Genomic DNA, 25,910 nt, shown 5'->3' with positions numbered 1-25,910 from the left:
GGAATATCACCCTGGAGTTCCGCGCTGAACAAATAGAGTAAGCGTAGGCGTGTATTCGCGTTAAGAATATAAAGAGGATTCTATACATATGTATATAATCTACTAGGGTGGTACCGCGGGAGACTTTCTCGTCCCTTTTGGGGATGAGAAGGTCTCTTTTTTATTCCGTTTTTTAAGTATTTCTTTTATACATGTAAGGAGGAATTGAGCATGGAGTACAAAAATACATTACTGATGCCAAAAACAGAGTTCCCAATGCGTGGGAATTTACCAAAACGTGAGCCTGCAATGCAAGAAAAATGGGCTGAAATGAATATTTACGAAAAAGTACAAGAACATACAAAAGGTCGTCCTTTATTTGTATTGCATGATGGACCTCCATATGCGAATGGTGACATTCATATGGGACATGCATTAAATAAAGTATTAAAAGACTTTATTGTTCGTTATAAATCAATGACTGGTTTTAGTGCGCCATATGTTCCGGGATGGGATACGCACGGTTTACCAATTGAACAAGCTTTAACAAATAAAGGTGTAAAACGTAAAGAAATGACAGTTGCTGAGTTCCGTAAGTTATGTGCAGAGTATGCATATGAACAAGTAGAACGTCAACGTGAACAATTTAAGCGTCTAGGTGTACGTGCAGATTGGGATAATCCATATATTACTTTAGAGCCAGCTTATGAAGCACAACAAATTAAAGTGTTTGGTGACATGGCGAAAAAAGGTTATATCTATAAAGGTCAAAAACCAGTTTACTGGTCTCCAACGAGTGAATCTGCTTTAGCGGAAGCTGAAATTGAATATCAAGATAAAAAATCAGCATCTATTTACGTAGCATTCCCTGTAAAAGATGGAAAGAACGTATTAGAAGGTGATGAAAAGTACATCATTTGGACAACAACACCTTGGACATTACCTGCAAACTTAGGTATTTCTGTTCATCCAGAGCTTGAATATAGCATTGTAAAAGTAAATGATGAGAAATATATCATTGCTTCTGAGCTGTTTGAGACAGTTGCAAAAACGTTAGAGTGGGAAAATGCTGAAGTTGTGAAAACAGTAAAAGGTAGCGAACTTGAGTATACAGTTGCAAAACATCCATTCTACGATCGTGATTCATTAGTTATGCTAGGAGATCACGTAACAACAGATGCAGGTACAGGTTGTGTTCATACAGCACCAGGACACGGGGAAGATGACTTCGTTGTTGGTAAAAAGTATGGATTAGAAGTACTTTGCCCAGTCGATGATAAAGGTGTATTAACAAATGAAGCACCTGGATTTGAAGGCTTATTCTATGATAAAGCTAACAAACCAATTACAGAAAAATTAGAAGAAGTAGGCGCGTTACTGAAACTAACATTCATTACACATTCATACCCACATGATTGGAGAACGAAAAAACCAATTATTTTCCGTGCGACAGCACAGTGGTTTGCATCTATTGAAGCATTCCGTAAAGAATTAATAGAAGCTGTAGCAGAAACAAAATGGGTACCAGCATGGGGAGAAACTCGTCTTCATAATATGGTTCGTGACCGTGGTGACTGGTGTATTTCTCGTCAGCGTGCATGGGGTGTGCCAATTCCGGTATTCTATGCTGAGAATGGTGATCCAATTATTACGGATGAAACAATTAACCATGTAGCAGATTTATTCCGTGAACACGGTTCTAACGTATGGTTCGAGCGTGAAGCGAAAGATCTATTACCAGAAGGATTTACACATCCAGGTAGCCCAAATGGTGAATTCCGTAAAGAAACAGACATCATGGATGTATGGTTCGATTCAGGTTCTTCTCACCAAGCGGTATTAGAAGAGCGCGAAGATTTACAGCGTCCAGCTGATTTATATTTAGAAGGATCTGACCAGTATCGTGGTTGGTTTAACTCTTCATTATCAACAGCAGTTGCTGTAACAGGTAAAGCTCCATATAAAGGCGTACTAAGCCACGGTTTCGTACTAGATGGTGAAGGACGTAAAATGAGTAAGTCGATTGGAAACATCGTCGTACCGAAGAAAATCATGGATCAATTAGGCGGAGACATTTTACGCTTATGGGTATCTTCTGTTGACTATCAATCTGACGTACGTATTTCAGATGATATTTTAAAACAAGTAGCAGAAGTGTATCGTAAAATCCGTAACACATTCCGTTTCTTATTAGGAAACTTAGACGACTTTAAGCCAAGTGAAAATGCAGTAGCTGTAGCTGAACTTCGTGAAGTAGATCGTTACATGTTAGTAAAATTAAATGACTTAATTACAAAAGTTAAAGAAGCATATGAGACATACGACTTCGCTGCTGTGTATCATGCAATTCATAACTTCTGTACAATTGATTTAAGTTCATTCTACTTAGACTTTGCAAAAGACATTTTATACATTGAAGGTGCAAACCACGAAGATCGTCGTGCAATTCAAACTGTATTATATGATGTTCTTGTTGCGTTAACGAAACTTGTAACACCAATCTTACCGCACACAGCTGATGAAGTATGGCCATATATTCCAGGCGTAACAGAAGAAAGTGTACAATTAACTGATATGCCAGAAGCTGTACAATTAGATGACGCGGAAGCGTTAAAAACAAAATGGGATGCATTTATGACATTACGTGATGACGTGTTAAAAGCACTAGAAGTAGCTCGTAATGAAAAAGTAATCGGTAAGTCACTAAATGCAAGCATTACGCTATATCCAACTGCAGAAATGAAAGCTATGTTAGAGTCTATTAGCGAAGACTTAAAGCAATTATTCATCGTTTCTGAGTATAAACTTGGTGGTATGATGGATGAAGCGCCAGCAGATGCACCGAAGTATGAACATACAGCGGTTGTTGTTGTTCAAGCAACTGGTGAAACATGTGAACGTTGTTGGGTAGTTTCAGAAACAATTGGTAAAGATGCTGAACATGAAACATTATGTGAGCGTTGTGCAACAGTTGTTAAAGAAAACTATGTAAAATAATAAAAAACTGACTGCTATTGATGCGGTCAGTTTTTTTGTTGATGGTATATCAAGATCACTTTCAGACTCTTTCCTGTGAAGGAAAAATGTGTGTGAGGTAAGCAAATAAATTTCGGACACACTAACTGTACATTACAGCTAGGAGGAATGTACACGTGAATGAAATTTACATGGAAATAAAAGAAGAATTGCAATTGATGAGAAAAGAGTTGCAAGAGAGACTAGCTAAAGAAGTAATGCACAAATATGATGTCGAGTTCAGCCAAGAGCTTGGATATGAAATTAAGGAAGAGATAAAGAAAAAATTGCTATTACATGATATAAAAGAGGATTTAAAGGATGTAGAACGCGCATTATTTAAAATGGAAATAGACATGTATGGTATTTGTGAAGAGACGGGGAGATTAATTTCCACAAAGCAAATGAAGACAATGCCGACTGCCCGTACGATTCATGAATTCTTCTACGAAAAGGTAAATGTATGAATACGCACAACGATATTATATTACCTTTTTTTAATTTATTTTATTCTTCTATAAAGGTTCATTGTGAAAAGGTAGCAGCTATGCTAAAATTTTGAGGTACACTGTCTTTGTGGGGGAAATGAAAATGATATATTATGTAATAGCGTTATTCGTCATTGCTATCGATCAAATATCGAAGTGGTTAATTGTAAAGAACATGGAATTGGGTACGAGTATTCCGATTATCGACAATGTATTATACATAACATCACATCGAAATAGAGGCGCTGCTTGGGGTATTTTAGAAAATAAAATGTGGTTCTTCTACATTATTACAGTTGTTTTTGTAGTGTTTATTGTATTTTATATGAAAAAGTATGCGAAAACAGACAAGCTTCTAGGTATTTCGTTAAGCCTAATTTTGGGCGGGGCAATTGGTAACTTTATTGATCGTGTATTTAGACAAGAAGTAGTGGATTTCATTCACGTGTATATTTTCTCGTACAACTATCCAGTATTCAATATAGCTGATTCAGCATTATGTATTGGTGTTGTATTAATTATTATTCAAACATTATTAGAAGGCAAGAAAGCGAAGGAGTAATTGAATGAGTGAAGTAGTACAAGTAACAGTTGCAGCAGAGCAAAAAAACGAGCGAATTGATAAATTCGTTGCAGGGATAAATAACGAATGGTCACGTACGCAAGTGCAGCAATGGATTAAAGATGACGTTGTGACAGTAAACGGAAAAGCGGTAAAAGGGAATTATAAAGTAAAAGAAGAAGATGAAATTACAGTAACAATTCCTGAACCAGAAGAGTTAGATATTCAACCAGAGGATTTAAATTTAGAAATTTATTATGAAGATGCAGATGTGCTTGTTGTAAATAAGCCACGTGGTATGGTTGTACATCCAGCACCAGGGCATACAAGTGGTACACTTGTAAACGGCCTTATGCACCATTGTACAGACTTATCAGGCATTAACGGTGTAATGCGTCCAGGTATCGTGCATCGTATTGATAAAGATACATCTGGACTATTAATGGTTGCTAAAAATGATATGGCACATGAATCGCTTGTAAATCAGCTTGTAGCAAAAACAGTAACGAGACGTTACAAAGCGATTGTACACGGTGTGATTCCGCATGATAAGGGAACGATTGATGCTCCGATTGCTCGTGATAAGAAAGAGCGTCAAAGTATGACAGTTGATGAAAATGGTAAGAACGCTGTTACGCACTTCCAAGTGTTAGAACGCTTTAAAGACTTTACGCTTGTAGAATGTCGCTTAGAAACGGGACGTACGCACCAAATTCGTGTTCATATGAAATATATTGGCTATCCACTTGCAGGAGATCCGAAGTATGGTCCGAAGAAAACGTTAGATATGAATGGACAAGCACTTCATGCGGGTATTTTAGGCTTTGATCATCCTCGTACTGGTGAATATATTCAGTTTGAGGCACCGATTCCAGAAGTGTTTGAAGACGTATTAAATATTTTACGAAAATAGTATTGACAAATCATAAGAAAACTGAGATACTGACAACAGTTAAATAATGATCCTTTAACACAGCCCCGTGAGGTTGAGAAGGTAACGGTTTGAAATACTTAGGGTATGTTGTACCCTTTTTTCAAAAGTCCTCTCGCACACGCTGAGAGGACTTTTTTTATACCATTACTCTCACGCAAGAAAAAAGCTTGGAGGTGTAGAGCATGCAAGAGAAAGCTGTCGTTTTAGATGACCAAATGATTCGCCGCGCTTTAACACGAATTAGTCATGAAATCGTGGAACGAAATAAAGGTGTCGATAATTGTGTTCTTGTCGGAATTAAAACTCGTGGAATTTTTATTGCACAACGTTTGGCAGAACGAATTGGTCAAATTGAAGGAAAAGAAATGGAAGTTGGAGAGTTAGACATTACGTTATATCGTGATGATTTAACACTACAATCGAAAAATAAAGAACCACTTGTAAAAGGTTCTGATATCCCTGTAGATATTACGAAGAAGAAAGTTATCCTTGTGGATGACGTATTATATACAGGAAGAACAGTTCGAGCAGCAATGGATGCTCTTATGGATTTAGGTAGACCATCTCAAATCCAATTGGCGGTTCTTGTTGATAGAGGTCATCGCGAATTACCAATTCGCGCTGATTATGTAGGGAAGAACATTCCAACATCAAGTGAAGAGCGTATCGAAGTTGATTTGCAAGAGACAGATCAACAAGATCGAGTAAGCATATACGATAAGTAAAGCCCTTTTAAATGTAGTCCTGTGAGGCTGCCAAAGGGTCTTGGCTTTCATATGTCAAATTTGGCATACGAAAGTGTAGGACTCTTTGTGCACAGGCACAAAGAGTTTTTTTATTGCAAAGATTTAAACTGAAGGAGGATGTAACAATGGAACAAAAGCCAGTGTTAGACGTTAATGAAGTACCGAAACCGGGAAAATGGTTATTTTTAAGTATACAACATTTGTTCGCGATGTTTGGATCAACAGTGCTTGTTCCGTTTTTAACAGGATTGAATCCATCAGTAGCATTAATATCAAGTGGATTAGGAACGTTAGCGTTCCTTCTTATAACGAAAGGTCAAGTACCTGCCTATCTAGGATCATCATTCGCCTTTATCGCACCGATTATAACAGCGAAAACGGCAGGTGGACCGGGAGCAGCAATGCTTGGTGGTTTGCTAGCAGGACTTGTGTACATCTTAATCTCACTCGGAATTAAGAAATCAGGATCAGAGTGGATTATGAAATTACTACCACCAATCGTAGTTGGTCCAGTAGTAATGGTAATCGGTCTAGCTTTAGCACATACAGCAGTTAACATGGCGATGAACGGTGCGGATGGCAAATATAGCTTTACACACTTTTCAGTAGCATTAGTAACATTAGCGATTACAATTATATGCTCGATATTTGGAAGAGGATTTTTCAGTATAATACCAGTGTTACTTGGCATTATCGGCGGATATATCTTCGCTTACTTCCAAGGGCTAGTAGACTTAAAGCCGGTAGCTGAGGCAAAATGGTTTGTTGTACCAGATTTCACAGTACCATTTGTAACATATACACCAGAGTTTTCATGGAAGATTGTACTCTTGATGGTACCAGTTGCACTAGTAACAATATCAGAACATATCGGACATCAAATTGTTCTTGGAAATGTTATTAAAAGAGATTTAATTGAAAAACCAGGTTTACACCGTTCAATCTTCGGTGACGGAGTAGCAACATTAATTGCGTCACTAATCGGTGGGCCACCGAATACAACGTATGGTGAAAACATCGGTGTGCTAGCAATTACGAGAGCATACAGTGTATACTTATTCATCGGTTCAGCAGTATTCGCAATCATGTTCGGGTTTATCGGTAAGATTTCTGCACTGATTCATTCGATCCCAACACCAGTTATGGGTGGTGTATCAATCTTACTATTCGGTGTAATCGCATCAAGCGGATTACGCATGATGGTAGATGATAAAACAGATTTAAGTGACAAACGAAACTTAATGATTGCATCAGTAATATTAGTAATCGGTATTGGTGGAGCGGTACTTCACGTAGGAGAATCATTCCAAGTAGAAGGAATGGCACTAGCAGCAATTGTAGGTGTACTGTTAAATCTACTACTACCGGAAACGAAACAAATAAAACAATCTAAGCAGATTGCTTCATAATAATAACCTTTTAATTCAGTCCTGTGAGACCGGAAAGGGTGGCTTCTTTCTTGCACCCTAGTCTCACATGACTAGGGTATTTTTATGCAAAGGTTGTTATAAAAATTCAAAAGTGGTAACATAAAAATCAGAAAGATGAGGGATGACGATGAGCCATTTGTTAACGATGAGTGAATTATCGGAAGTAGAAATTTCAGAAATCCTAAAAGATGCAGAAGATTTTGCGAATGGAAAAGAGAGCAAAACGACAGAGCAAACTTTTGTTGCGAACTTGTTCTTTGAGAATAGTACGAGAACGAGATTTAGCTTTGAAGTTGCTGAGAAGAGATTAGGACTTGATGTTTTAAACTTTTCAGCTGATGCATCTAGCGTACAAAAAGGAGAAACTTTATACGATACGATAAGAACACTAGAATCAATCGGAACAAAAGCAGTGGTCATCCGCCACGAGCAAGATCGCTACTTCGATGAACTAAAAGATCAGGTGAATATTCCAATCTTAAACGCTGGAGATGGATGCGGAAACCACCCAACGCAGTGCCTACTCGATCTTCTTACAATTAAACAAGAGTTTGGAAGATTTGAAGGTTTGAAGATTGCAATAGTAGGAGATGTTCGTCATAGCCGAGTAGCACGTTCTAATGCAGAAGCATTAACGAAGCTTGGTGCAACAATTTACTTTGCAAGTCCAGAAGAGTGGAAAGATGAAGACAACACATTTGGAACATACAAACCATTAGATGAACTTGTTCCAGAAGTTGATGTAATGATGTTACTCCGTGTACAACATGAGCGTCATGATCATTATGAAACAGACATTATGAAAGAATATCATGAGAAACACGGATTAACAGTAGAAAGAGAAAAGCGTATGAAAGAAGGAAGCATTATTATGCATCCAGCTCCTGTAAACCGTGATGTTGAAATTGCAAGTGAACTTGTTGAGTGTGAGCGTTCACGCATATTTAAACAAATGGAAAATGGAGTTTACGTAAGAATGGCTGTACTAAAACGCGCCTTACCAAATGTATTAGGAGGAATGAAACATGAATTATTTGTTTAAAAATGGTCGTTATATGAATGAAGAAGGAAAAATCGTAGCAACGGATCTTCTCGTACAAGACGGTAAAATCGCTAAGGTAGCAGAAAATATTACGGCAGATAATGCTGAAGTAATCGATGTGAACGGAAAGTTAATCGCACCTGGATTAGTAGATGTACACGTACATCTTCGTGAACCAGGTGGTGAACATAAAGAAACAATTGAAACAGGTACACTAGCAGCGGCAAAAGGTGGATTCACTACAATTTGCGCAATGCCAAATACACGCCCGGTACCAGATTGCAGAGAACATATGGAAGACTTGCAAAAACGTATTGAAGAAAAAGCTCATGTTAACGTACTACCATACGGAGCAATTACAGTACGTCAAGCTGGTTCTGAAATGACAGATTTCGAAACATTAAAAGAACTTGGAGCATTTGCTTTCACAGATGACGGCGTAGGCGTACAAGATGCGAGCATGATGTTAGCGGCTATGAAACGTGCAGCAAAATTAGATATGGCAGTAGTTGCGCACTGTGAAGAGAATACGCTTATTAATAAAGGTTGTGTACATGAAGGGAAGTTTTCTGAGAAACACGGATTAAACGGTATCCCATCAGTATGTGAATCTGTACATATTGCAAGGGATATACTGCTTGCTGAAGCAGCAGATTGCCACTATCACGTATGTCATGTAAGTACGAAAGGTTCGGTACGTGTAATCCGTGATGCGAAACGCGCTGGAATTAAAGTAACAGCAGAAGTAACACCGCATCACCTAGTGTTATGTGAAGATGATATCCCATCAGCTGATCCTAACTTTAAAATGAACCCACCGCTTCGTGGAAAAGAAGACCATGCAGCATTAATTGAAGGTTTATTAGATGGAACGATCGATATGATTGCAACTGACCATGCACCGCATACAGCGGAAGAGAAAGCACAAGGAATTGAAAGAGCACCGTTTGGAATTACTGGTTTTGAAACAGCATTCCCGCTTCTATACACAAACCTTGTGAAAAAGGGAGTTATTACGCTAGAACAGTTAATTCAATTCTTAACAGAAAAGCCAGCTGATACATTCGGCTTAGAAGCAGGTCGCCTAAAAGAAGGTAGAGCAGCTGATATTACAATCATTGATTTAGAACAAGAAGAAGAGATTGACCCAACAACATTCTTATCAAAAGGAAAAAATACACCATTCGCAGGTTGGAAATGCCAAGGATGGCCGGTAATGACAATCGTTGGTGGTAAGATCGCATGGCAAAAGGAGAGTGCATTAGTATGAAAAGACAACTTATCTTAGAAGATGGAACAGTATTAATTGGAACAGGTTTCGGAGGCGAAATCGAAAAGTCAGGTGAGGTTGTATTTACAACAGGAATGACTGGATATCAAGAAACATTATCTGATCCATCATATTGCGGTCAAATCGTAACATTCACGTACCCATTAATCGGAAACTACGGCATTAACCGTGACGATTTTGAATCCATTCACCCATCTGTAAATGGTTTAATCGTAAACGAAATTTGTGATCATCCATCAAACTTCCGTAATGAAATTTCGTTAAATGATTACTTGAAAGAAAGAAATATCCCAGGATTAGCAGGGATTGATACGAGAAAATTAACGAGAAAAATTCGTCAATACGGTACATTACGCGGACGCCTTTGTAATATGGATGCAGATGTAGAGTACATTGTAAGTCAATTAAAAGCGACAGTATTTACAGATCATGTAAAACGCGTATCAACGAAAGATCCATATCCAAGCCCAGGTCGTGGTCACCGAGTTGTACTAGTAGACTTCGGTATGAAACATGGTATTTTACGAGAATTAAATAAGCGTGACTGTGATGTAATTGTAGTTCCTTACAACACAACAGCAGAAGAAATTTTACGCCTTAGCCCAGATGGAATTATGTTAAGTAATGGACCTGGAGATCCGAAAGATGTATCAGAAGCAATTGAAATGTTAAAAGACATTATCGGTAAAGTTCCTTTATTCGGAATTTGCCTAGGACATCAATTGTTCGCTCTAGCATCAGGTGCAAATACAAGTAAGTTGAAATTTGGTCACCGTGGTTTAAACCATCCAGTAAAAAATCTTGCAACTGGAAAAGTAGCAATTACATCTCAAAACCACGGATACGCAGTAGAAGAAGAATCAGTTGAAAATACAGATCTTGAAATTACACATGTTGCTTTAAACGATGGAACGGTAGAAGGTCTTCGTCATAAGAAGTTCCCAGCATTTACAGTACAATACCATCCAGAAGCTTCAGCGGGACCAGAAGATGCAAATGATTTATTCGAAGATTTCTTAACAATGATTGAAAACTTCAAGAAAGAAGGGGAAGAGTTATGCCAAAACGCCTAGACATTAACACAATTTTAGTAATCGGATCAGGACCAATTGTAATTGGGCAAGCAGCGGAGTTTGACTACTCTGGTACACAAGCTTGTCAATCTCTTAAAGAGGAAGGTTACAAAGTAATCCTTGTTAACTCTAACCCAGCAACAATTATGACGGATACTGCAACAGCAGATAAAGTATACATCGAGCCATTAACATTAGAATTCGTAAGCCGTATTATTCGTAAAGAACGTCCTGATGCAATCCTACCAACATTAGGTGGTCAAACAGGTTTAAACATGGCTGTTGAACTTGCAAAATCAGGCGTACTTGACGAGTGCGGAGTTGAAATTTTAGGAACAAAATTATCAGCAATCGAGCAAGCGGAAGATCGTGATTTATTCCGTACATTAATGCAAGATTTAAATGAACCAACACCACCAAGTGAAATTATTCATAACCTTGATGAAGCATATGGATTTGTAAATGAAATTGGTTATCCAGTAATCGTTCGACCAGCGTTCACATTAGGAGGAACGGGCGGCGGAATTTGCCATAACGAAGAAGAGCTAATTGAAATCGTAACAAGTGGTTTAAAACATAGTCCAGTAACACAATGTTTATTAGAGAAAAGTATTGCTGGCTGTAAGGAAATTGAATATGAAGTAATGCGTGATTCAAATGATAACGCGATTGTAGTATGTAACATGGAAAACATCGATCCAGTTGGTGTTCACACAGGTGATTCGATTGTAGTAGCACCGAGCCAAACGCTAAGCGACCGTGAATATCAAATGTTACGTAACACTTCATTACGAATTATTCGTGCACTAGGAATTGAAGGTGGATGTAACGTTCAGCTTGCGCTTGATCCATATAGCTTCCAATACTATGTAATCGAAGTAAATCCACGTGTAAGTCGTTCATCTGCACTAGCATCTAAAGCAACTGGATATCCAATTGCGAAATTAGCAGCAAAAATTGCAGTCGGCTTAACGTTAGATGAAATTGTAAACCCAGTAACACAAAAAACTTACGCTTGCTTCGAGCCAGCGTTAGACTATGTTGTTTCAAAAATTCCACGTTGGCCGTTTGATAAGTTTGAATCAGCGAACAGAACGCTTGGAACACAAATGAAAGCAACTGGTGAAGTTATGTCAATCGGACGTAACTTAGAAGAATCATTACTAAAAGCAGTTCGTTCTTTAGAGCTTGGCATTTATCACTTAGAATTAGACCACTTAAAAGAACTTGATAAAGAAACGATGAAAAAACGTATCATTAAAGCGGATGATGAACGACTGTTTATTGTAGCAGAAGCAATTCGCCAAGGTGTAACGAAAGAAGAAATCAATGAATGGTGTGAAATGGACTTCTTCTTCTTACAAAAAGTTGAAAACATCGTAAATATGGAACGTGAAGTAAAAGCGAATGTAGGAAATATAGAAGTACTACAAACTGCAAAAGAAATGGGCTTCAGCGATCACTACATTGCAGCAGCTTGGAACAAAACGGAGCGCGAAATTTACGATATGCGTAAAGAAAATAATATGATGCCAGTATTCAAAATGGTAGATACTTGTGCGGCAGAGTTTGAATCTGCAACGCCATATTACTACAGCACATATGCGGACGAAAATGAATCGATTGTAACAGATCGTAAGAGTGTAGTAGTTCTAGGATCTGGTCCGATCCGAATTGGTCAAGGTGTTGAGTTTGATTACGCAACAGTTCACTCAGTATGGGCAATTAAAGAAGCTGGATATGAAGCAATTATCATTAACAACAACCCAGAAACAGTTTCAACAGACTTCAGTATTTCTGACAAATTATACTTTGAACCATTAACGATTGAAGATGTAATGCACATTATCGATTTAGAAAAACCAGAAGGTGTTATCGTTCAGTTCGGTGGACAAACGGCAATTAACTTAGCAGCGAAACTAGAAGAACACGGTGTGAAAATTTTAGGAACATCACTTGAAGACTTAGACCGTGCAGAAGATCGTGATAAATTCGAAGCTGCTTTAACAAAACTTGGCATCCCGCAACCAGTTGGTAAAACAGCAACGACTGTAGAACAAGCGGTAGCAATCGCAGAAGAAATTGGTTACCCAGTATTAGTAAGACCATCTTACGTACTAGGTGGACGTGCAATGGAAATCGTATATCGTCAAGAAGAACTGCTGCACTACATGAAAAATGCAGTTAAAGTTCATGCGGATCACCCAGTATTAATCGACCGTTACATGGTTGGTAAAGAAATTGAAGTAGATGCAATTTCCGATGGTGAGAATGTATTTATTCCAGGTATTATGGAACATATTGAACGCGCTGGAGTTCACTCTGGTGACTCAATTGGAGTATATCCACCACAAAGTTTATCTGAAAAACTAAAAGAACAAATCATTGAACATACAATTGCACTTGGAAAAGGATTAAACATTGTTGGATTACTAAATATCCAGTTTGTAGTATTCAAAGATCAAGTGTACGTAATTGAAGTAAATCCACGTGCAAGCCGTACAGTACCGTTCTTAAGTAAAATTACAGGCGTACCGATGGCGAATGTTGCAACGAAAGTTATTTTAGGGCAAGACCTAGTAGAGCAAGGATACGGAACTGGCTATCACCCAGAAGAGAAAGAAGTATATGTAAAAGCTCCGGTATTCTCATTCGCGAAACTACGCTCAGTTGATACAACATTAGGACCTGAAATGAAATCAACAGGGGAAGTAATGGGTAAAGACTTAACGCTTGAAAAAGCATTATATAAAGGATTAGTTGCTTCTGGAATTAACATCCCAACGCACGGCTCAGTAATCATTACTGTAGCTGATAAAGATAAAGAAGAGGCGATGGAAATTGCAAAACGTTTCCACGAAATCGGCTATAACTTATTAGCAACAGCTGGAACAGCACAATCATTAGAAGAGCAAAATATCCCAGTACAAGTTGTAAACAAAATTGATTCTGAAGACTACAACTTACTAGATATTATCCGTCAAGGAAAAGCACAGTTTGTAATTAACACATTAACAAAAGGTAAACAACCAGCGCGTGATGGTTTCCGCATTCGCCGTGAATCAGTAGAAAATGGTGTGGCTTGCTTAACATCACTTGATACAACGAGAGCAATCTTACGAGTATTAGAATCTATGACATTCTCAGCTCATTCAATGAAAGAAATTACGCAAACAAAGCGTCACGAGGTGGTACATGCATGATGCAAAAGCAAAATATGATCGTTGTTAATCAAAAAGAAATCGCAAAAAATATTTACGAATTAGTGCTTCAAGGAACGTTAGTACAGCAAATGAACGAACCAGGGCAGTTTGTACACATTAAGGTAGCAGAGGGCATTGCGCCCCTTCTGCGCCGCCCAATTAGTATTTGTAATGTAGATCAAGAGAAGAACGAATTTACAATGCTATATCGTGCCGAAGGACAAGGGACAAAAACATTAGCAACTAGAAAACAAGGTGAAATGGTAGATGTACTAGGACCATTAGGACACGGTTTTCCTGTAGAAGAAGCAGAAGCTGGTCAAACAGCTTTACTAGTAGGCGGGGGAATTGGTGTACCACCACTTTATGAATTATCACAGCGCCTCGTTGCAAAAGGGGTACGCGTAATTCACATCCTAGGTTTTCAAACGAAAGATGTAGTTTTCTATGAAGAAAAATTTGCAGAACTTGGTGATACGTACGTTGCGACAGTAGACGGTACACACGGTACAAAAGGATTTGTCACAGATGTAATTGATAATTACGGAATTGACTTTGATATTCTTTATTCATGTGGTCCGTTAGCGATGCTTCGTGCATTAGAAGGACGTTACAAAGAGAAAAAAGCTTATATTTCTTTAGAAGAACGTATGGGCTGTGGTATTGGAGCTTGTTTCGCATGTGTATGCCACTTACAAGAAGATCCAAGTGGACATTCTTACAAGAAGGTGTGTAGCGATGGACCAGTATTTCCAATCGGGGAGGTTGTACTATGAACAGATTGCAAGTTGAATTACCAGGATTATCGTTAAAAAATCCAATTATACCGGCATCTGGATGCTTTGGGTTTGGTCGTGAATATGCACAGTTTTACGATTTAAGTGTACTAGGATCAATCATGATTAAAGCGACGACAGAACAACCACGTTATGGAAATCCAACGCCTCGTGTTGCTGAAACACCAGGCGGCATGCTAAATGCAATCGGACTTCAAAACCCGGGATTAGACAAAGTAATGAATTCGGAATTACCATGGTTAGAACAATTTGACCTTCCAATTATTGCGAACGTTGCAGGCTCACAAGCTGAGGATTACGTAGCGGTTGCGAAGGAAATTTCTAAAGCGCCTAATGTCCATGCACTAGAATTAAACATTTCTTGTCCGAACGTAAAAACAGGTGGTATCGCCTTTGGTACAAATCCTGAAATTGCTGCTGATTTAACGAAGCGAGTAAAAGAGGTTTCTGAAGTACCTGTATACGTGAAGTTGTCACCGAACGTGGCAAACATTGTGGAAATTGCAAAAGCGATTGAAAATGCAGGTGCAGATGGTTTAACGATGATTAATACATTGCTTGGTATGCGTCTAGATTTAAAAACAGCTAAACCAATTTTAGCAAACCGTACAGGTGGATTATCAGGTCCTGCGATTAAGCCAGTAGCAATTCGCATGGTACATGAAGTAAGCCAAGCGGTAAACATTCCGATTATCGGAATGGGTGGTATTGAGACAGCGGAAGATGTAATTGAATTCTTCTATGCTGGCGCAAGCGCAGTTGCAGTAGGTACAGCGAACTTTATTGATCCGTTCGTATGTCCGACAATTATTGAAGAGTTACCAGCATTACTAGATGAATTAGGATTTGATCACATTTCGGAATGTCAAGGAAGGAGCTGGAAGCAAACATGTCACAGTCGTTAATCGTTGCATTAGATTTTCCAGGGAAACAAGATGTAGAACAATTCTTGCGCCACTTTGAAGGGGAAAAGTTATTTGTCAAAGTTGGTATGGAGTTATTTTACAAAGAAGGCCCTGCGATTATTACGTACTTAAAAGAAAAAGGACATAAGATTTTTCTAGATTTAAAACTTCATGATATTCCGAATACAGTAAAAAGCGCTATGCGTAGCCTAGCTAGTCTAGATGTTGATATGGTAAATGTTCATGCTGCTGGGGGAAGCAGTATGATGAAAGCTGCGATTGAGGGATTAGAGGAAGGTAAGCAAGAAGGAAAAGAGAGACCGATTTGTATTGCAGTTACACAACTAACAAGCACTTCGGAAGCTATGATGAAAAAAGAGATCGGCATTGAGAAAACGTTAGAAGAAGCGGTTGCTCATTATGCAAAACTAACGAAAGAAAGTGGACTTGATGGCGTTGTTTGTTCAACACTTGAAGTTCCAAAATTACGTGAAGTATGCGGAAATGAATTTGTAACAGTAACACCGGGGATTCGTCTTGCAAGCGATGATGTAAATGACCAAGTGCGCGTAGCAACACCGAAACGTGCGAGGGAACTTGGCTCAAGCTACATTGTAGTTGGACGTAGTATTACAAAAGCAGAAAATCCGCTTGAAGCGTATAAAACAGTAAAACAACAGTGGGAAGGTGTAACAGTATGAAAAAAGAAATCGCATCGCATTTATTAGAAATTGGAGCAGTATTTTTACAACCGAACGATCCATTCACATGGTCTTCAGGTATGAAATCACCAATTTATTGTGATAACCGTTTAACTTTATCTTATCCAAAAGTACGTCAAGCGATTGCAGCTGGATTAGAAGAGTTGATTAAAGAGCACTTCCCAACTGTAGAAGTTATTGCAGGAACTGCAACTGCTGGTATTGCGCACGCTGCATGGGTAAGCGATCGTATGGATTTACCAATGTGCTACGTACGTAGTAAAGCAAAAGGTCACGGTAAAGGGAACCAAATCGAAGGAAAAGCTGAAAAAGGTCAAAAAGTAGTAGTAGTAGAGGACCTAATTTCAACTGGCGGTAGTGCAATTACATGTGTAGAAGCACTTCGCGAAGCTGGCTGTGAAGTATTAGGGATCGTATCAATCTTCACATACGAGCTAGAAGCAGGAAAAGAAAAGTTAGAAGCAGCGAACGTAGCATCATATTCTTTAAGTGATTACAGTGCATTAACTGAAGTTGCAGCAGAAAAAGGTATGATTGGACAAGCTGAAACGAAGAAATTACAAGAGTGGCGTAAAAATCCAGCTAACGAAGCTTGGATCACAGCGTAACACGAAAAAAGACGACCGCGGGGGAACGCGGTCGTTTTTTATATCATTGTTAAAACTTCAAGTAAAGTTCCATCAATATCAAAGAAAATCATATTACAATCTCCTTAACTACTTAGCGCTTTCTGCAAGCTCATATCCTCTTACAAACAATAAAGTCATATAAGAAACAATAAATGAGAAGATGCTGTACATGCCAACCCAAAAGAAAAATTTTGGAGTAAAGGCGATAACACCTATTATTAAAAAACTAGCAAACGTTACAATCGGCATTACGTAATACGTTTTCGTCTTGCGCGTTCCAATAACAGAAACGATAAAGATAAGTAATGGACAAATTAATAAGACGAAAATCAATTCATTCATAGTTATGTCCCCTTTTCTAATTGAAGTAATCTGTTTCTCGTAAACGTTTTGAAAAAATTACTCTCCTAATATAATTTCGCTAAGGGATAACGAATCCCTGTTGAAAACCAGTAATTCATGATGAATTTTACAAGAAAAAACGTAAGCAAGAGAACACTTGCTTACGTTATAAAATAAACATCGCAAAGATAGTGGTGACAATTAAACCGATAACAACAGGTAAAAAGTTTCGGCGTGCAAGTTCAAATGGATCTACCTTGCAAATTGCAGCAGCAGGAATAAGCGCCCAAGGAATTAACGTCCCGCCCCCGGTCCATATAGCCGCAATTTGTCCGAGTGCTGTTAATGTAGCTGTTCCATGGCCAAGTGCTGTTCCAAAAAGATTGGCAATGGAACCAGCAAGTGATATACCTGAAAAACCTGATCCATCTAAGCCGGTAATGACACCAACGATGGTTAATGTCCCTGCCGATACATATTGATTTAAAGGAACAGTTTGAGATAAAGCGATGCCTAAGTCGTTAATGATTCCGTGTGAACCTTTCGGTAAATAGTCCCCGATAATTTTTACAAATCCACTATCTCCTAAATAAAAGAGTGCAGCGATAGGAATAACTGGTCCGAAAATTTTAAAGCCAAATTGGATCCCTTCTATAAAATAATCGGTCGTTTTATTCAGTCCATTTCCTTTGTAGGCGATGAGAGAAATGATGATAATCATAATAACAGTCGTTCCGCCGATAAGTGCAGTTGCGTCGCTTCCTTGTAATTTAAATTGAATCATGCAAAGGATATCAATGATATATATGATAGGGATACAAATAGCGAGCCATTTTTTTATGCGAGGAGATAATGAAGTGAGCGTTTTAGAAGACTCAGTTGATGGAATAGCTTCTTGTATAGATAAGCCTGTATGAAACTCTTTTCGCAAGAAGAAAAAAGCGACAGAAGTTGTCACAATGCCCATAACGATAACGAGTGGAACACTTGCAGATACGACGCTGGAAACAGGGAGACCAGCCGCGTCTGCAGTTAATTTCGGTGCACCTTGAATAACGAAGTCTCCAGATAAGGCGATGCCGTGTCCAAATAAGTTCATAGCAATTGCAACCCCAATTGGAGGAAGGCCGACACGTACAGCAACCGGTAATAAAATAGCTCCCATTAAGGCGACAGCTGGAGAAGGCCAAAAGAAGAAAGAAATGGTCATCATTAAAAGGCCGATAATCCAGTAGGCGAGTGTAGGTGTACGAATCATTTTTGTAAATGGTGAAATCATCGTATCATTTATGCCAGTATGAACGAGTAAATTGCTCATTGATACGATAATGGAGATGATTAATATAGTTGGTAATAGCTCAGTAATGGCGTAAATGAAACTTTGAAAAATCCCGCTAATGGCAAGAGGGATAGAACTTGTTGCAGTTAATGCTAATAAAAAGATAAAAACGATACAAATGATAGTCGTATCTTTTCGGAGAATAAAAAAGGTAATAATAGTGAGTAAACAAATAATGTAGAGAGCGTGTAATAGCGTTAATTCAACTCCCATAACATTCACATCCTTTAGGCATTCGTGTAGTTTATTGTATGAAAGCGGTGAAAGTATGTGAGTATAGGAAAAAGAAAAAAGTGAAATTTCATGTACTGTAATGATAAGAATAAAAAATGGGATTTGAGGAGAAGGGGAATGGGGGAGTACGAATGAGAGAAAAAATAGGATATTATGGTGTGCTAGTTTGTTTACTATTATCAGTTATTTCAGGACAATTTCTTAACAGTGAATGGGTACCAGTTATATTATGTATAGGAGTATTGATTTTTGCTCCTATGTATCGCTGGAATGAATGGAAAGCATATAGTCGAAAAAAGAAAATGGTTTTCAGCATCGAATTTGTCATTATAATCAGCACAATTCCGTTTTTGTTATGGAAAGAAAATGAGATAATAGATGGAATTGTAATGTTTCAAGGGTGGTTGTTTATTGCGAAAATGCTATATTTAATATGCATTTTAATGTTGGTAGTGGTAGTCACTAAAATAGTAAACGAAAAGCTATTCGTTAATGAATAAAAGAAAATGCCACCTTATTCGGTGGCATTTCCTCATTTTACTGCATGAGCTTTTTGCATCTTTTTAATTAAACGAATTTGTCCACGATGATTGATTTCATCTTCAAAAACGTGAAACCACTTAAAATAGTTATTTGCTGGTTTGTCATACCAAAAGTCTGTCGTTTTAAATAACCATTCATCAGGTAAGGATTGAAAAGTCTCGATTGTTTTGGAACGTACTTCTTGTAATGTATTTATGTAAAATTCAATAGCGTTTCCTTTTATTTTCTCACGTCCAAGATCGCCTAATTCAATGCCAGGTAACCAGCGTTCTAATTCAGCCTCCGTTGGTTCACGGTCTTCAAAAGTATGAATCTGGTAGTAAAATTCAATAGCGGCCATATGGTACAATAACATGCCAATTGAATTTGTGTCCTTATCATATAAATAATCAAGTTCCTCAATTGTTAAACCTTCCACCGCTTGCATTGTTGTATAGCGAGCGTAATTCATCATGGAAACAAGATTTGAAAATTCAGGCTGTAACCCATCTATCTTATCAATTACAAAATTCAATTTAAATTCCCCCTTTTAAACGATGACTCCAGAGAAAGAATTCTATGTGCAACGAAAAACTCCTTTAAAAAAGGTCGTGATTTCAACAAGGAATAACAATTAGTTCTCGATTTGATTTTGTAATAACTTCATATCCATCTTTTGTAATGATGATATCGTCTTCAATTCTACAACCGCCCCAGTTCGGTATGTAAATGCCCGGCTCAACTGTAACAACCATACCTTCTTGTAAAGTTACCTTACTTTCTTGGGATAGGCGAAGCGGTTCATGTATTTCTAACCCAAGACCATGACCAGTAGAGTGTCCGAAATATTGACCATATCCACAATCTGTAATGTAGTTTCTTGTTACATCATCGATACTTTTCGCAGTTTCTCCAGGCTTAATCGCTTCAGTCCCACGTTTTAAAGCTTCTCGTACAACATTGTATATTTTTTTGAATTCTTCCGATGGTTCCCCTATTGCTACAGTACGTGTTATATCGGAACAATATCCGTCGTAAAGTGCACCGAAGTCTAATGTAACGATATCCCCTCGTTCGATTATTTTATTTGATGCAACTCCATGGGGAAGTGAAGAACGAACGCCTGAGGCTACAATGATTTGGAATGAAGAAGATGTAGCCCCTTTTTTTCGCATGAAAAATTCTAATTCATCTCGTACAGCATTTTCACTTATTCCTGGTTTTAGAAACGTAAGAATGTGGTGAAATGCTTCGTCCGCGATATTAGCTGCAATTTTCATTGTTTCTATTTCAGGCGTGTCTTTAATGATACGAATATTTTCGATAATTTCGCACACTTGAATCATTTCCGCCTGTACGTATTTTTGCAAGTTTTTATATTGTTGCAATGTCATGTTGTTTTCTTCAATTCCAAGTTTTTGAATGTTTAATTTCGATACTTGATGTGCAATTTCTTTTTCTAAATTTCCTTTATGCATAATAATTTCAGCATCTTTTATTTGTGATTTCGCTTGATCTACATAGCGGAAATCAGTGATAAAAACAGCTTGATCGGCAGAGATTAAGACGACGCCAGCACTACCTGTAAAGCCTGTTGCATATTGGCGGTTTTCTTTTTTGGTAATAAGTAACCCGTCAATTTCATAGTTTTGTAATTGATTTTGGATTTTATTAATTTTTAAAGTCATGTTAATTCCTCCTATTCACAGTATTGAATAAAGCAAATAGCGTGCCAAAATGTATATTTGAAGAAAGGATAGTAGGGACAACATATATTTTAGGGGAGATAAAAAAATAGCCCGTAATTTGTGGGAGGCGGTTTGTTCATAAAATCTAGATTGCTTCAATGAATAGCAGGGGGATGGGGAAAAATAATGATTGGAGTTACACTTGTACTTTATTTACATGCTGTAAAAAATTTTATACAAATGTGAAATGATACTGTCAATTTTTTTGACAATATTGAATGGATATAGCAACGAAATTGAAAACATATAAAAAATGCGCTGCATACAAGCAACGCATTTTTTTATTTACGCTTTTAATTTCATTACAATATCGGCATCTGGTGTTACATATACGGTTTGCTGATTGTCGTACGTAACAAAACCAAGTTTTGCACCACTCGGTTTTTTGACATGGCGTATTTTGGTGAAATCAACAGGTACAGAGCTAGACTCTTTCGCTTTACTGTAATAGGCAGCAATTTTGGCAGCTTCTAGTAAAGTTTCTTCAGCAGGCTCTAAAGAACGAATGACAACGTGAGAGCCAGGTATGTCTTTCGTATGTAACCAAATTTCATCACGGCGGGCAAACTTCGTTGTTAAATAATCATTTTGTTTATTGTTTTTACCAACGAAAATCTCTGTGCCATCACTTGCTACATATTTATCTAATACTGGTTTAGTAGGCTTTTTCTTTGCGTTTTTCGTTTTGCGATTGCGCACATAACCTTCTTCAGCTAATTCCTCACGAATTTCTTCAATATCTTTTGAAGAAGCAGCTTCCATTTGTTGAAGTAAGCTATCAAAATAAAGAATTTCTTCATTTGTTTTTTCGATTTGTTCTTCTACAACAACAACTGAATTTTTTGCTTTTTGATACTTTTGGAAATAGCGTTGTGCATTTTCAGATGGTGTTTTTAAAGGATCTAATGTGATTTTTACAGTTCCACCATTCTCATCGTAATAATTAACGACCTCAATATCTTTATCGCCCTTTTTTAAAGCGTACATATTGGCTGTAAGTAGCTCTCCAAATAGTTGATATTTATCTGCTTTTCCAGCATCTTGCAGTGTTTTTTCGAGTTTAATGAGTTTTTTCTCGTTTTTATTTTTTTCGTTTTGCATAAAGCGTTCTAAATCATGAGCTTGTTGTTTTACACGATCACGTTCTGCTTTGCCAAAGAAGAAACGATCTAACAATTCGCTCACTGATGAGAATGTTTTTTCTTCTCCTTGCAAGTGTGTAAGAGGGAAAAGATAAAAGAATTCTTTTCCATTTGCAGTAATCATTGTAGGTGTATATGCATGAGATAGTAATGGTGTTTGTATAGAGAAAAATGCTTCTGATAATGCTTTCTCGTTTGCCATACCGGCTTTCTTTACTACTTCTTTTGCAAATAATGGGGATATTCCCATGAAAGCACCGACGAGTTGTTTATCCATATTTCCAGATAGAAAGTCTAGCGGTCTAATAAAATCATCTGCGGTTTCAATTTGCAGAGGATTGATTTTATGTTGGGCTGGTGGCGCGACGTACTCAGCACCAGCATATACAGTTCGGTGACGGTTTACGGCTAATGAAACGTGTTTTAAGCTATCTAAAATCACGTTTGTTTTCGTATCTAATAAGATAATGTTACTATGTCGTCCCATTATTTCAATTACTAATGTTTTTAATGATTCGTCTCCGATTTCATTACGACTGCGAACTGTAATTTGAATAATGCGTTCTAAGTCGATTTGTTCAATTTTTTCAATAAATCCACCTTCTAAATGTTTGCGAAGAAGCATACAGAACATCGGCGGTATTGCTGGCGAATCGTAGTTTTGATTCGTTAAGTGCATACGCGCATATGTAGGATGAGATGAAAGAATTAGTTTTTGGTTCTTTCCATTCGCTCGAATATGTAATAAAATCTCGTATTTTGAAGGTTGATATATTTTGGAAATTCTTCCTGTGTAAAGAGAATTTTCAATTTCATGTGTAATCGCTCTTGTAAATAATCCATCGAATGCCATAAATGAACACTCCTTTCTAACTAAATGTTAATTATAGCATTTTTTTGGACGAGGCTGAATAAGCTTTCAATAGAGTATGTCTGGAATCAGGAGGTCGATAGCAGGATGAACTGGTATGGAATGCGAGCACATGAAGTGGAAGAAAGAACGAATACGAATGTAAAGGTTGGACTTACAGAGAAAGAAGCAGAAGGGCGAGTAAAGAAATTTGGTACTAATGAATTAGAAGAAGCAAAAAGGCCTTCTGCACTAATGGTATTTTTAGCACAGTTTAAAGATTTCATGGTACTCGTTTTGTTTGGAGCAACAATTGTTTCTGCGTTTTTAGGTGAATACATTGATTCTATTGCTATTGTTGCCATTGTTATTATCAATGGTATTCTCGGCTTTTTTCAAGAAAGAAAAGCTGAAAAATCATTGGAAGCTTTAAAGGAACTAGCCGCTCCGCAAGTTACTGTAATGCGGAATGGAAAGTGGGTAAAAGCACCATCTAAAGCACTTGTTTTAGGGGATATTATTAAGTTTTCCAGTGGTGATCGTATTGGGGCTGATGTGCGTCTTGTTGAGGCATCAAGTTTATATATTGAAGAGTCTGCTTTGACAGGGGAGTCCGTACCTGTACAAAAGAAGGTAGAAGCATTGCAAGGGCAAGATGTTGCAATTGGGGATCAAAAAAATATGGCTTTTATGGGGACAATGATTACGCGAGGATCTGGTACAGGAGTTGTTGTAGCAACTGGTATGAATACAGCGATGGGGCAAATTGCAAATATGTTGCAAAATGCAGAGCAAATGGAAACGCCACTGCAAAGAAGGTTAGAACAGCTCGGAAAAATATTAATTATTGTAGCTCTTATTTTGACAGCGCTCGTTGTATTGGCTGGTGTGTATCAAGGGAATGAAGTATATCATATGTTTTTAGCTGGCGTATCGCTAGCTGTTGCGGCTATTCCAGAAGGATTGCCAGCAATTGTTACAGTAGCTTTATCACTTGGTGTACAGCGTATGATAAAAAAGAGAGCAATTGTAAGGAAGTTACCGGCCGTAGAAACGTTAGGCTGCGCTTCTGTTATATGCTCTGATAAAACGGGAACAATGACGCAAAATAAAATGATGGTAACACATATGTGGTCAGGCGGAGAATTGTGGAAAGTGACAGGGCAAGGATATGAACCTAATGGCTCTTTTATGAAAGGTGAAAAAGAAGTGAATCCAGCTAAGACAAAATCACTTTATCAGCTACTTACATTTGGTTCACTATGTAACAATGCAAATATTATTCAAAAGAAAAAGGCGTACGTATTAGATGGAGATCCAACAGAGGGAGCGCTTGTAGCTGCAGCAATGAAAGCTGGGATAACACGTGAGGCATTGAAAGGGAAATTTGAAATTATTCGTGAATTCCCCTTTGATTCAACTCGAAAAATGATGAGTGTTATTGTACGAGATCGAGAGGGGAAAAAGTTTATTGTTACGAAAGGAGCACCGGATGTTCTTTTGCAACTGAGTCAAACAATCTTATGGGGGGATAAGCAGCAGCCGTTAAGTGAGCTATATAGAAAAGAAGTACAGGCGGCTATTCATAGCTTAGGTAGTCAAGCGCTTCGAACAATTGCAGTTGCGTTTAAACCTTTAAAAGTCACGGATTCTATTGAACATGAAAGAGACGTTGAAAAAGATTTTATGTTGGTTGGAATACAAGGTATGATTGACCCGCCAAGGCCAGAAGTGGCGCAGGCGGTAAAAGAGTGTAAAGAAGCTGGTATTCGAACAGTAATGATTACAGGTGATCATAAAGTGACAGCAATGGCGATTGCTGAACAATTAGGAGTTTTACCACCAGATGGACGCGTTGTTGAAGGAGTAGAACTCGCGAATATGGATGTGGAGGAATTAGAAAATGTTGTAGAAGATACGTATGTATTCGCTCGTGTATCACCTGAGCATAAATTGAAAATTGTTAAGGCACTGCAAAATCAAGGACATATAGTAGCGATGACAGGTGATGGAGTGAACGATGCTCCAGCGATAAAAACAGCGGATATTGGGATAGCGATGGGAATTACAGGGACAGATGTTGCGAAAGAAGCCTCTTCACTTGTTTTACTAGACGATAATTTTGCTACAATTAAATCGGCAATTAAAGAAGGAAGAAATATATATGAGAACATACGTAAGTTCATTCGCTACTTATTGGCGTCAAATGTTGGAGAAATTTTAGTTATGTTATTTGCGATGTTACTTGCATTACCACTGCCGATGGTTCCTATTCAAATTTTATGGGTGAACTTAGTTACTGATGGTTTACCAGCGATGGCATTAGGTTTGGATAAGGCTGAAGGAGATGTGATGAAGAGAACACCGCGTCACCCGAAAGAAGGGGTATTCGCTAGAGGGCTTGCGTGGAAAATAATAAGTCGAGGGTTTTTAATTGGAGCAGTGACGTTAGTGGCGTTTATTATTGCGTATAACCAACATCCAAATGAACTGAAATATGCACAAACTGTAGCGTTCGCGACGTTGGTACTTGCTCAGCTTATTCATGTATTTGATTGTCGTAGTGAGCATTCTGTCTTTCACCGTAATCCATTTGGGAACGTGTATTTAGTAGGGGCGGTTATTATTTCGTTACTACTCATGCTAGTGGTTATATATTATCCACCGTTACAACCAATCTTTAGCACAATGCCGATACAAGCAAGAGATTGGTTATTAATTGGAGGTTTGTCATCAATTCCGACTTTCTTACTAGTAGGTTCTTTATTAACAGGGAAAAAGACTAAGAAGAAAAAGCCGATATTATATAAGAAGGGATTAAACTTGAAATAGTCAATGTTATGAAAATGTGATATAATTTACAGAAGGTAGTAGAGCCTTGTCTCTATTACCTTTTTCATTGAGTTATTTTATGGCT

General features: G+C 37.9%; 21 protein-coding genes and 1 other annotated feature (1 of these 22 running past the window's edge). Of the genes, 16 read left to right on the top strand and 5 right to left on the bottom strand.

Translation table 11 applies throughout. The features are described from left to right. Nucleotides 1-139 (top strand) — a binding site (T-box leader); it begins 85 nt to the left of the window's first position. A 71-nt stretch (nucleotides 140-210) separates the two neighbouring features. The 14 genes from ileS2 to pyrE all read left to right on the top strand — a co-directional run bounded on the left by ileS2 (nucleotide 211) and on the right by pyrE (nucleotide 16,795). Further along, on the top strand, nucleotides 211-2,976 hold the full coding sequence (gene ileS2 / locus N2V80_RS19470; protein WP_000455952.1) for an isoleucine--tRNA ligase: 2,766 nt from the start codon (nucleotides 211-213) through the stop codon (nucleotides 2,974-2,976). A 155-nt stretch (nucleotides 2,977-3,131) separates the two neighbouring features. Further along, a complete protein-coding gene (locus N2V80_RS19465; protein ID WP_001002956.1) occupies nucleotides 3,132-3,461 on the top strand; it encodes a molecular chaperone DnaK in 330 nt (109 codons plus the stop codon). A gap of 124 nt (nucleotides 3,462-3,585) precedes the next feature. Beyond that, complete coding sequence (gene lspA, locus N2V80_RS19460; protein WP_000642184.1) at nucleotides 3,586-4,044, top strand: lipoprotein signal peptidase LspA; 459 nt, start codon at nucleotides 3,586-3,588, stop codon at nucleotides 4,042-4,044. A 4-nt stretch (nucleotides 4,045-4,048) separates the two neighbouring features. Then, nucleotides 4,049-4,957, top strand: coding sequence for an RluA family pseudouridine synthase (locus N2V80_RS19455; RefSeq protein ID WP_000005830.1), 909 nt, complete (start codon nucleotides 4,049-4,051; stop codon nucleotides 4,955-4,957). Between the two features lie 203 nt (nucleotides 4,958-5,160). Further along, nucleotides 5,161-5,703 (top strand): bifunctional pyrimidine operon transcriptional regulator/uracil phosphoribosyltransferase, encoded by a 543-nt coding sequence (gene pyrR / locus N2V80_RS19450; protein ID WP_001156491.1) that lies wholly within the window; start codon nucleotides 5,161-5,163, stop codon nucleotides 5,701-5,703. Nucleotides 5,704-5,849: 146 nt separating this feature from the next. Then, nucleotides 5,850-7,133 (top strand): uracil permease, encoded by a 1,284-nt coding sequence (gene uraA, locus N2V80_RS19445; RefSeq protein ID WP_000435928.1) that lies wholly within the window; start codon nucleotides 5,850-5,852, stop codon nucleotides 7,131-7,133. A 148-nt stretch (nucleotides 7,134-7,281) separates the two neighbouring features. Continuing rightward, on the top strand, nucleotides 7,282-8,196 hold the full coding sequence (pyrB, locus tag N2V80_RS19440) for an aspartate carbamoyltransferase (protein ID WP_000018849.1): 915 nt from the start codon (nucleotides 7,282-7,284) through the stop codon (nucleotides 8,194-8,196). Beyond that, nucleotides 8,180-9,466 (top strand): dihydroorotase, encoded by a 1,287-nt coding sequence (pyrC, locus tag N2V80_RS19435; protein WP_001108367.1) that lies wholly within the window; start codon nucleotides 8,180-8,182, stop codon nucleotides 9,464-9,466. Before pyrB ends, pyrC begins: the two co-directional genes overlap by 17 nt. Then, nucleotides 9,463-10,560 (top strand): carbamoyl phosphate synthase small subunit, encoded by a 1,098-nt coding sequence (locus N2V80_RS19430; protein WP_000828684.1) that lies wholly within the window; start codon nucleotides 9,463-9,465, stop codon nucleotides 10,558-10,560. The genes pyrC and N2V80_RS19430 overlap by 4 nt, the downstream gene beginning before the upstream one ends. Beyond that, the gene (gene carB, locus N2V80_RS19425) at nucleotides 10,545-13,763 is read left to right on the top strand and encodes a carbamoyl-phosphate synthase large subunit (RefSeq protein ID WP_001126097.1); all 3,219 of its coding nucleotides are present in this window, start codon (nucleotides 10,545-10,547) and stop codon (nucleotides 13,761-13,763) included. The genes N2V80_RS19430 and carB overlap by 16 nt, the downstream gene beginning before the upstream one ends. Beyond that, complete coding sequence (gene pyrK, locus N2V80_RS19420; RefSeq protein WP_000983359.1) at nucleotides 13,760-14,539, top strand: dihydroorotate oxidase B electron transfer subunit; 780 nt, start codon at nucleotides 13,760-13,762, stop codon at nucleotides 14,537-14,539. The genes carB and pyrK overlap by 4 nt, the downstream gene beginning before the upstream one ends. Continuing rightward, nucleotides 14,536-15,465 (top strand): dihydroorotate oxidase B catalytic subunit, encoded by a 930-nt coding sequence (pyrD, locus tag N2V80_RS19415; protein ID WP_001081049.1) that lies wholly within the window; start codon nucleotides 14,536-14,538, stop codon nucleotides 15,463-15,465. Before pyrK ends, pyrD begins: the two co-directional genes overlap by 4 nt. Then, complete coding sequence (gene pyrF, locus N2V80_RS19410) at nucleotides 15,450-16,166, top strand: orotidine-5'-phosphate decarboxylase (protein ID WP_000083505.1); 717 nt, start codon at nucleotides 15,450-15,452, stop codon at nucleotides 16,164-16,166. The genes pyrD and pyrF overlap by 16 nt, the downstream gene beginning before the upstream one ends. Beyond that, on the top strand, nucleotides 16,163-16,795 hold the full coding sequence (pyrE, locus tag N2V80_RS19405) for an orotate phosphoribosyltransferase (protein WP_000711449.1): 633 nt from the start codon (nucleotides 16,163-16,165) through the stop codon (nucleotides 16,793-16,795). The genes pyrF and pyrE overlap by 4 nt, the downstream gene beginning before the upstream one ends. Before the next feature lie 108 nt (nucleotides 16,796-16,903). Here pyrE and N2V80_RS19400 read toward each other — a convergent pair whose 3' ends face one another. Continuing rightward, nucleotides 16,904-17,158, bottom strand: coding sequence for a YbeF family protein (locus tag N2V80_RS19400; protein WP_001003933.1), 255 nt, complete (start codon nucleotides 17,156-17,158; stop codon nucleotides 16,904-16,906). A 166-nt stretch (nucleotides 17,159-17,324) separates the two neighbouring features. Then, nucleotides 17,325-18,710: a hypothetical protein gene (locus N2V80_RS19395; protein ID WP_061654424.1), complete on the bottom strand. Its 1,386-nt coding sequence runs from the start codon at nucleotides 18,708-18,710 to the stop codon at nucleotides 17,325-17,327. A 152-nt stretch (nucleotides 18,711-18,862) separates the two neighbouring features. Here N2V80_RS19395 and N2V80_RS19390 point away from each other — a divergent pair, with 152 nt between their 5' ends. After that, a complete protein-coding gene (locus tag N2V80_RS19390) occupies nucleotides 18,863-19,231 on the top strand; it encodes a YoqO family protein (protein WP_001208272.1) in 369 nt (122 codons plus the stop codon). 32 nt (nucleotides 19,232-19,263) lie between these two features. On the opposite strand, the gene N2V80_RS19385 is transcribed toward N2V80_RS19390, so the two are convergent. The 3 genes from N2V80_RS19385 to N2V80_RS19375 form a co-directional block, all read right to left on the bottom strand. Continuing rightward, a complete protein-coding gene (locus N2V80_RS19385) occupies nucleotides 19,264-19,788 on the bottom strand; it encodes a DinB family protein (RefSeq protein WP_061654423.1) in 525 nt (174 codons plus the stop codon). 82 nt (nucleotides 19,789-19,870) lie between these two features. Continuing rightward, the gene (locus tag N2V80_RS19380) at nucleotides 19,871-20,941 is read right to left on the bottom strand and encodes a M24 family metallopeptidase (RefSeq protein ID WP_061654421.1); all 1,071 of its coding nucleotides are present in this window, start codon (nucleotides 20,939-20,941) and stop codon (nucleotides 19,871-19,873) included. 345 nt (nucleotides 20,942-21,286) lie between these two features. Beyond that, a complete protein-coding gene (locus tag N2V80_RS19375; RefSeq protein ID WP_000863279.1) occupies nucleotides 21,287-22,996 on the bottom strand; it encodes an Rqc2 family fibronectin-binding protein in 1,710 nt (569 codons plus the stop codon). 105 nt (nucleotides 22,997-23,101) lie between these two features. On the opposite strand from N2V80_RS19375, the gene N2V80_RS19370 reads away from it, so the two are divergent. Continuing rightward, entirely contained in the window at nucleotides 23,102-25,825 is a 2,724-nt protein-coding gene (locus N2V80_RS19370; RefSeq protein WP_001104777.1) for a calcium-translocating P-type ATPase, SERCA-type, read from the top strand. Nucleotides 25,826-25,910: the final 85 nt, after the last annotated feature.

The sequence above is a fragment of the Bacillus sp. FSL W8-0640 genome (assembly GCF_038007725.1).
GTDB classification, from domain to species: domain Bacteria; phylum Bacillota; class Bacilli; order Bacillales; family Bacillaceae_G; genus Bacillus_A; species Bacillus_A cereus.
Note: the sequence above shows the minus strand (reverse complement) of the source record. Positions and strands in the feature narration are given on the sequence as shown.

Coding starts and splice junctions, on each gene's coding strand:
- lspA (WP_000642184.1), top strand. CDS start 3,586: ATGATATATTATGTAATAGCGTTATTCGTCATTGCTATCGATCAAATA.
- uraA (WP_000435928.1), top strand. CDS start 5,850: ATGGAACAAAAGCCAGTGTTAGACGTTAATGAAGTACCGAAACCGGGA.
- N2V80_RS19455 (WP_000005830.1), top strand. CDS start 4,049: ATGAGTGAAGTAGTACAAGTAACAGTTGCAGCAGAGCAAAAAAACGAG.
- N2V80_RS19380 (WP_061654421.1), bottom strand. CDS start 20,941: ATGACTTTAAAAATTAATAAAATCCAAAATCAATTACAAAACTATGAA.
- pyrF (WP_000083505.1), top strand. CDS start 15,450: ATGTCACAGTCGTTAATCGTTGCATTAGATTTTCCAGGGAAACAAGAT.
- pyrE (WP_000711449.1), top strand. CDS start 16,163: ATGAAAAAAGAAATCGCATCGCATTTATTAGAAATTGGAGCAGTATTT.
- pyrC (WP_001108367.1), top strand. CDS start 8,180: ATGAATTATTTGTTTAAAAATGGTCGTTATATGAATGAAGAAGGAAAA.
- N2V80_RS19430 (WP_000828684.1), top strand. CDS start 9,463: ATGAAAAGACAACTTATCTTAGAAGATGGAACAGTATTAATTGGAACA.
- N2V80_RS19375 (WP_000863279.1), bottom strand. CDS start 22,996: ATGGCATTCGATGGATTATTTACAAGAGCGATTACACATGAAATTGAA.
- N2V80_RS19395 (WP_061654424.1), bottom strand. CDS start 18,710: ATGGGAGTTGAATTAACGCTATTACACGCTCTCTACATTATTTGTTTA.
- N2V80_RS19400 (WP_001003933.1), bottom strand. CDS start 17,158: ATGAATGAATTGATTTTCGTCTTATTAATTTGTCCATTACTTATCTTT.
- pyrK (WP_000983359.1), top strand. CDS start 13,760: ATGATGCAAAAGCAAAATATGATCGTTGTTAATCAAAAAGAAATCGCA.
- N2V80_RS19390 (WP_001208272.1), top strand. CDS start 18,863: ATGAGAGAAAAAATAGGATATTATGGTGTGCTAGTTTGTTTACTATTA.
- pyrR (WP_001156491.1), top strand. CDS start 5,161: ATGCAAGAGAAAGCTGTCGTTTTAGATGACCAAATGATTCGCCGCGCT.
- pyrB (WP_000018849.1), top strand. CDS start 7,282: ATGAGCCATTTGTTAACGATGAGTGAATTATCGGAAGTAGAAATTTCA.
- pyrD (WP_001081049.1), top strand. CDS start 14,536: ATGAACAGATTGCAAGTTGAATTACCAGGATTATCGTTAAAAAATCCA.
- carB (WP_001126097.1), top strand. CDS start 10,545: ATGCCAAAACGCCTAGACATTAACACAATTTTAGTAATCGGATCAGGA.
- ileS2 (WP_000455952.1), top strand. CDS start 211: ATGGAGTACAAAAATACATTACTGATGCCAAAAACAGAGTTCCCAATG.
- N2V80_RS19370 (WP_001104777.1), top strand. CDS start 23,102: ATGAACTGGTATGGAATGCGAGCACATGAAGTGGAAGAAAGAACGAAT.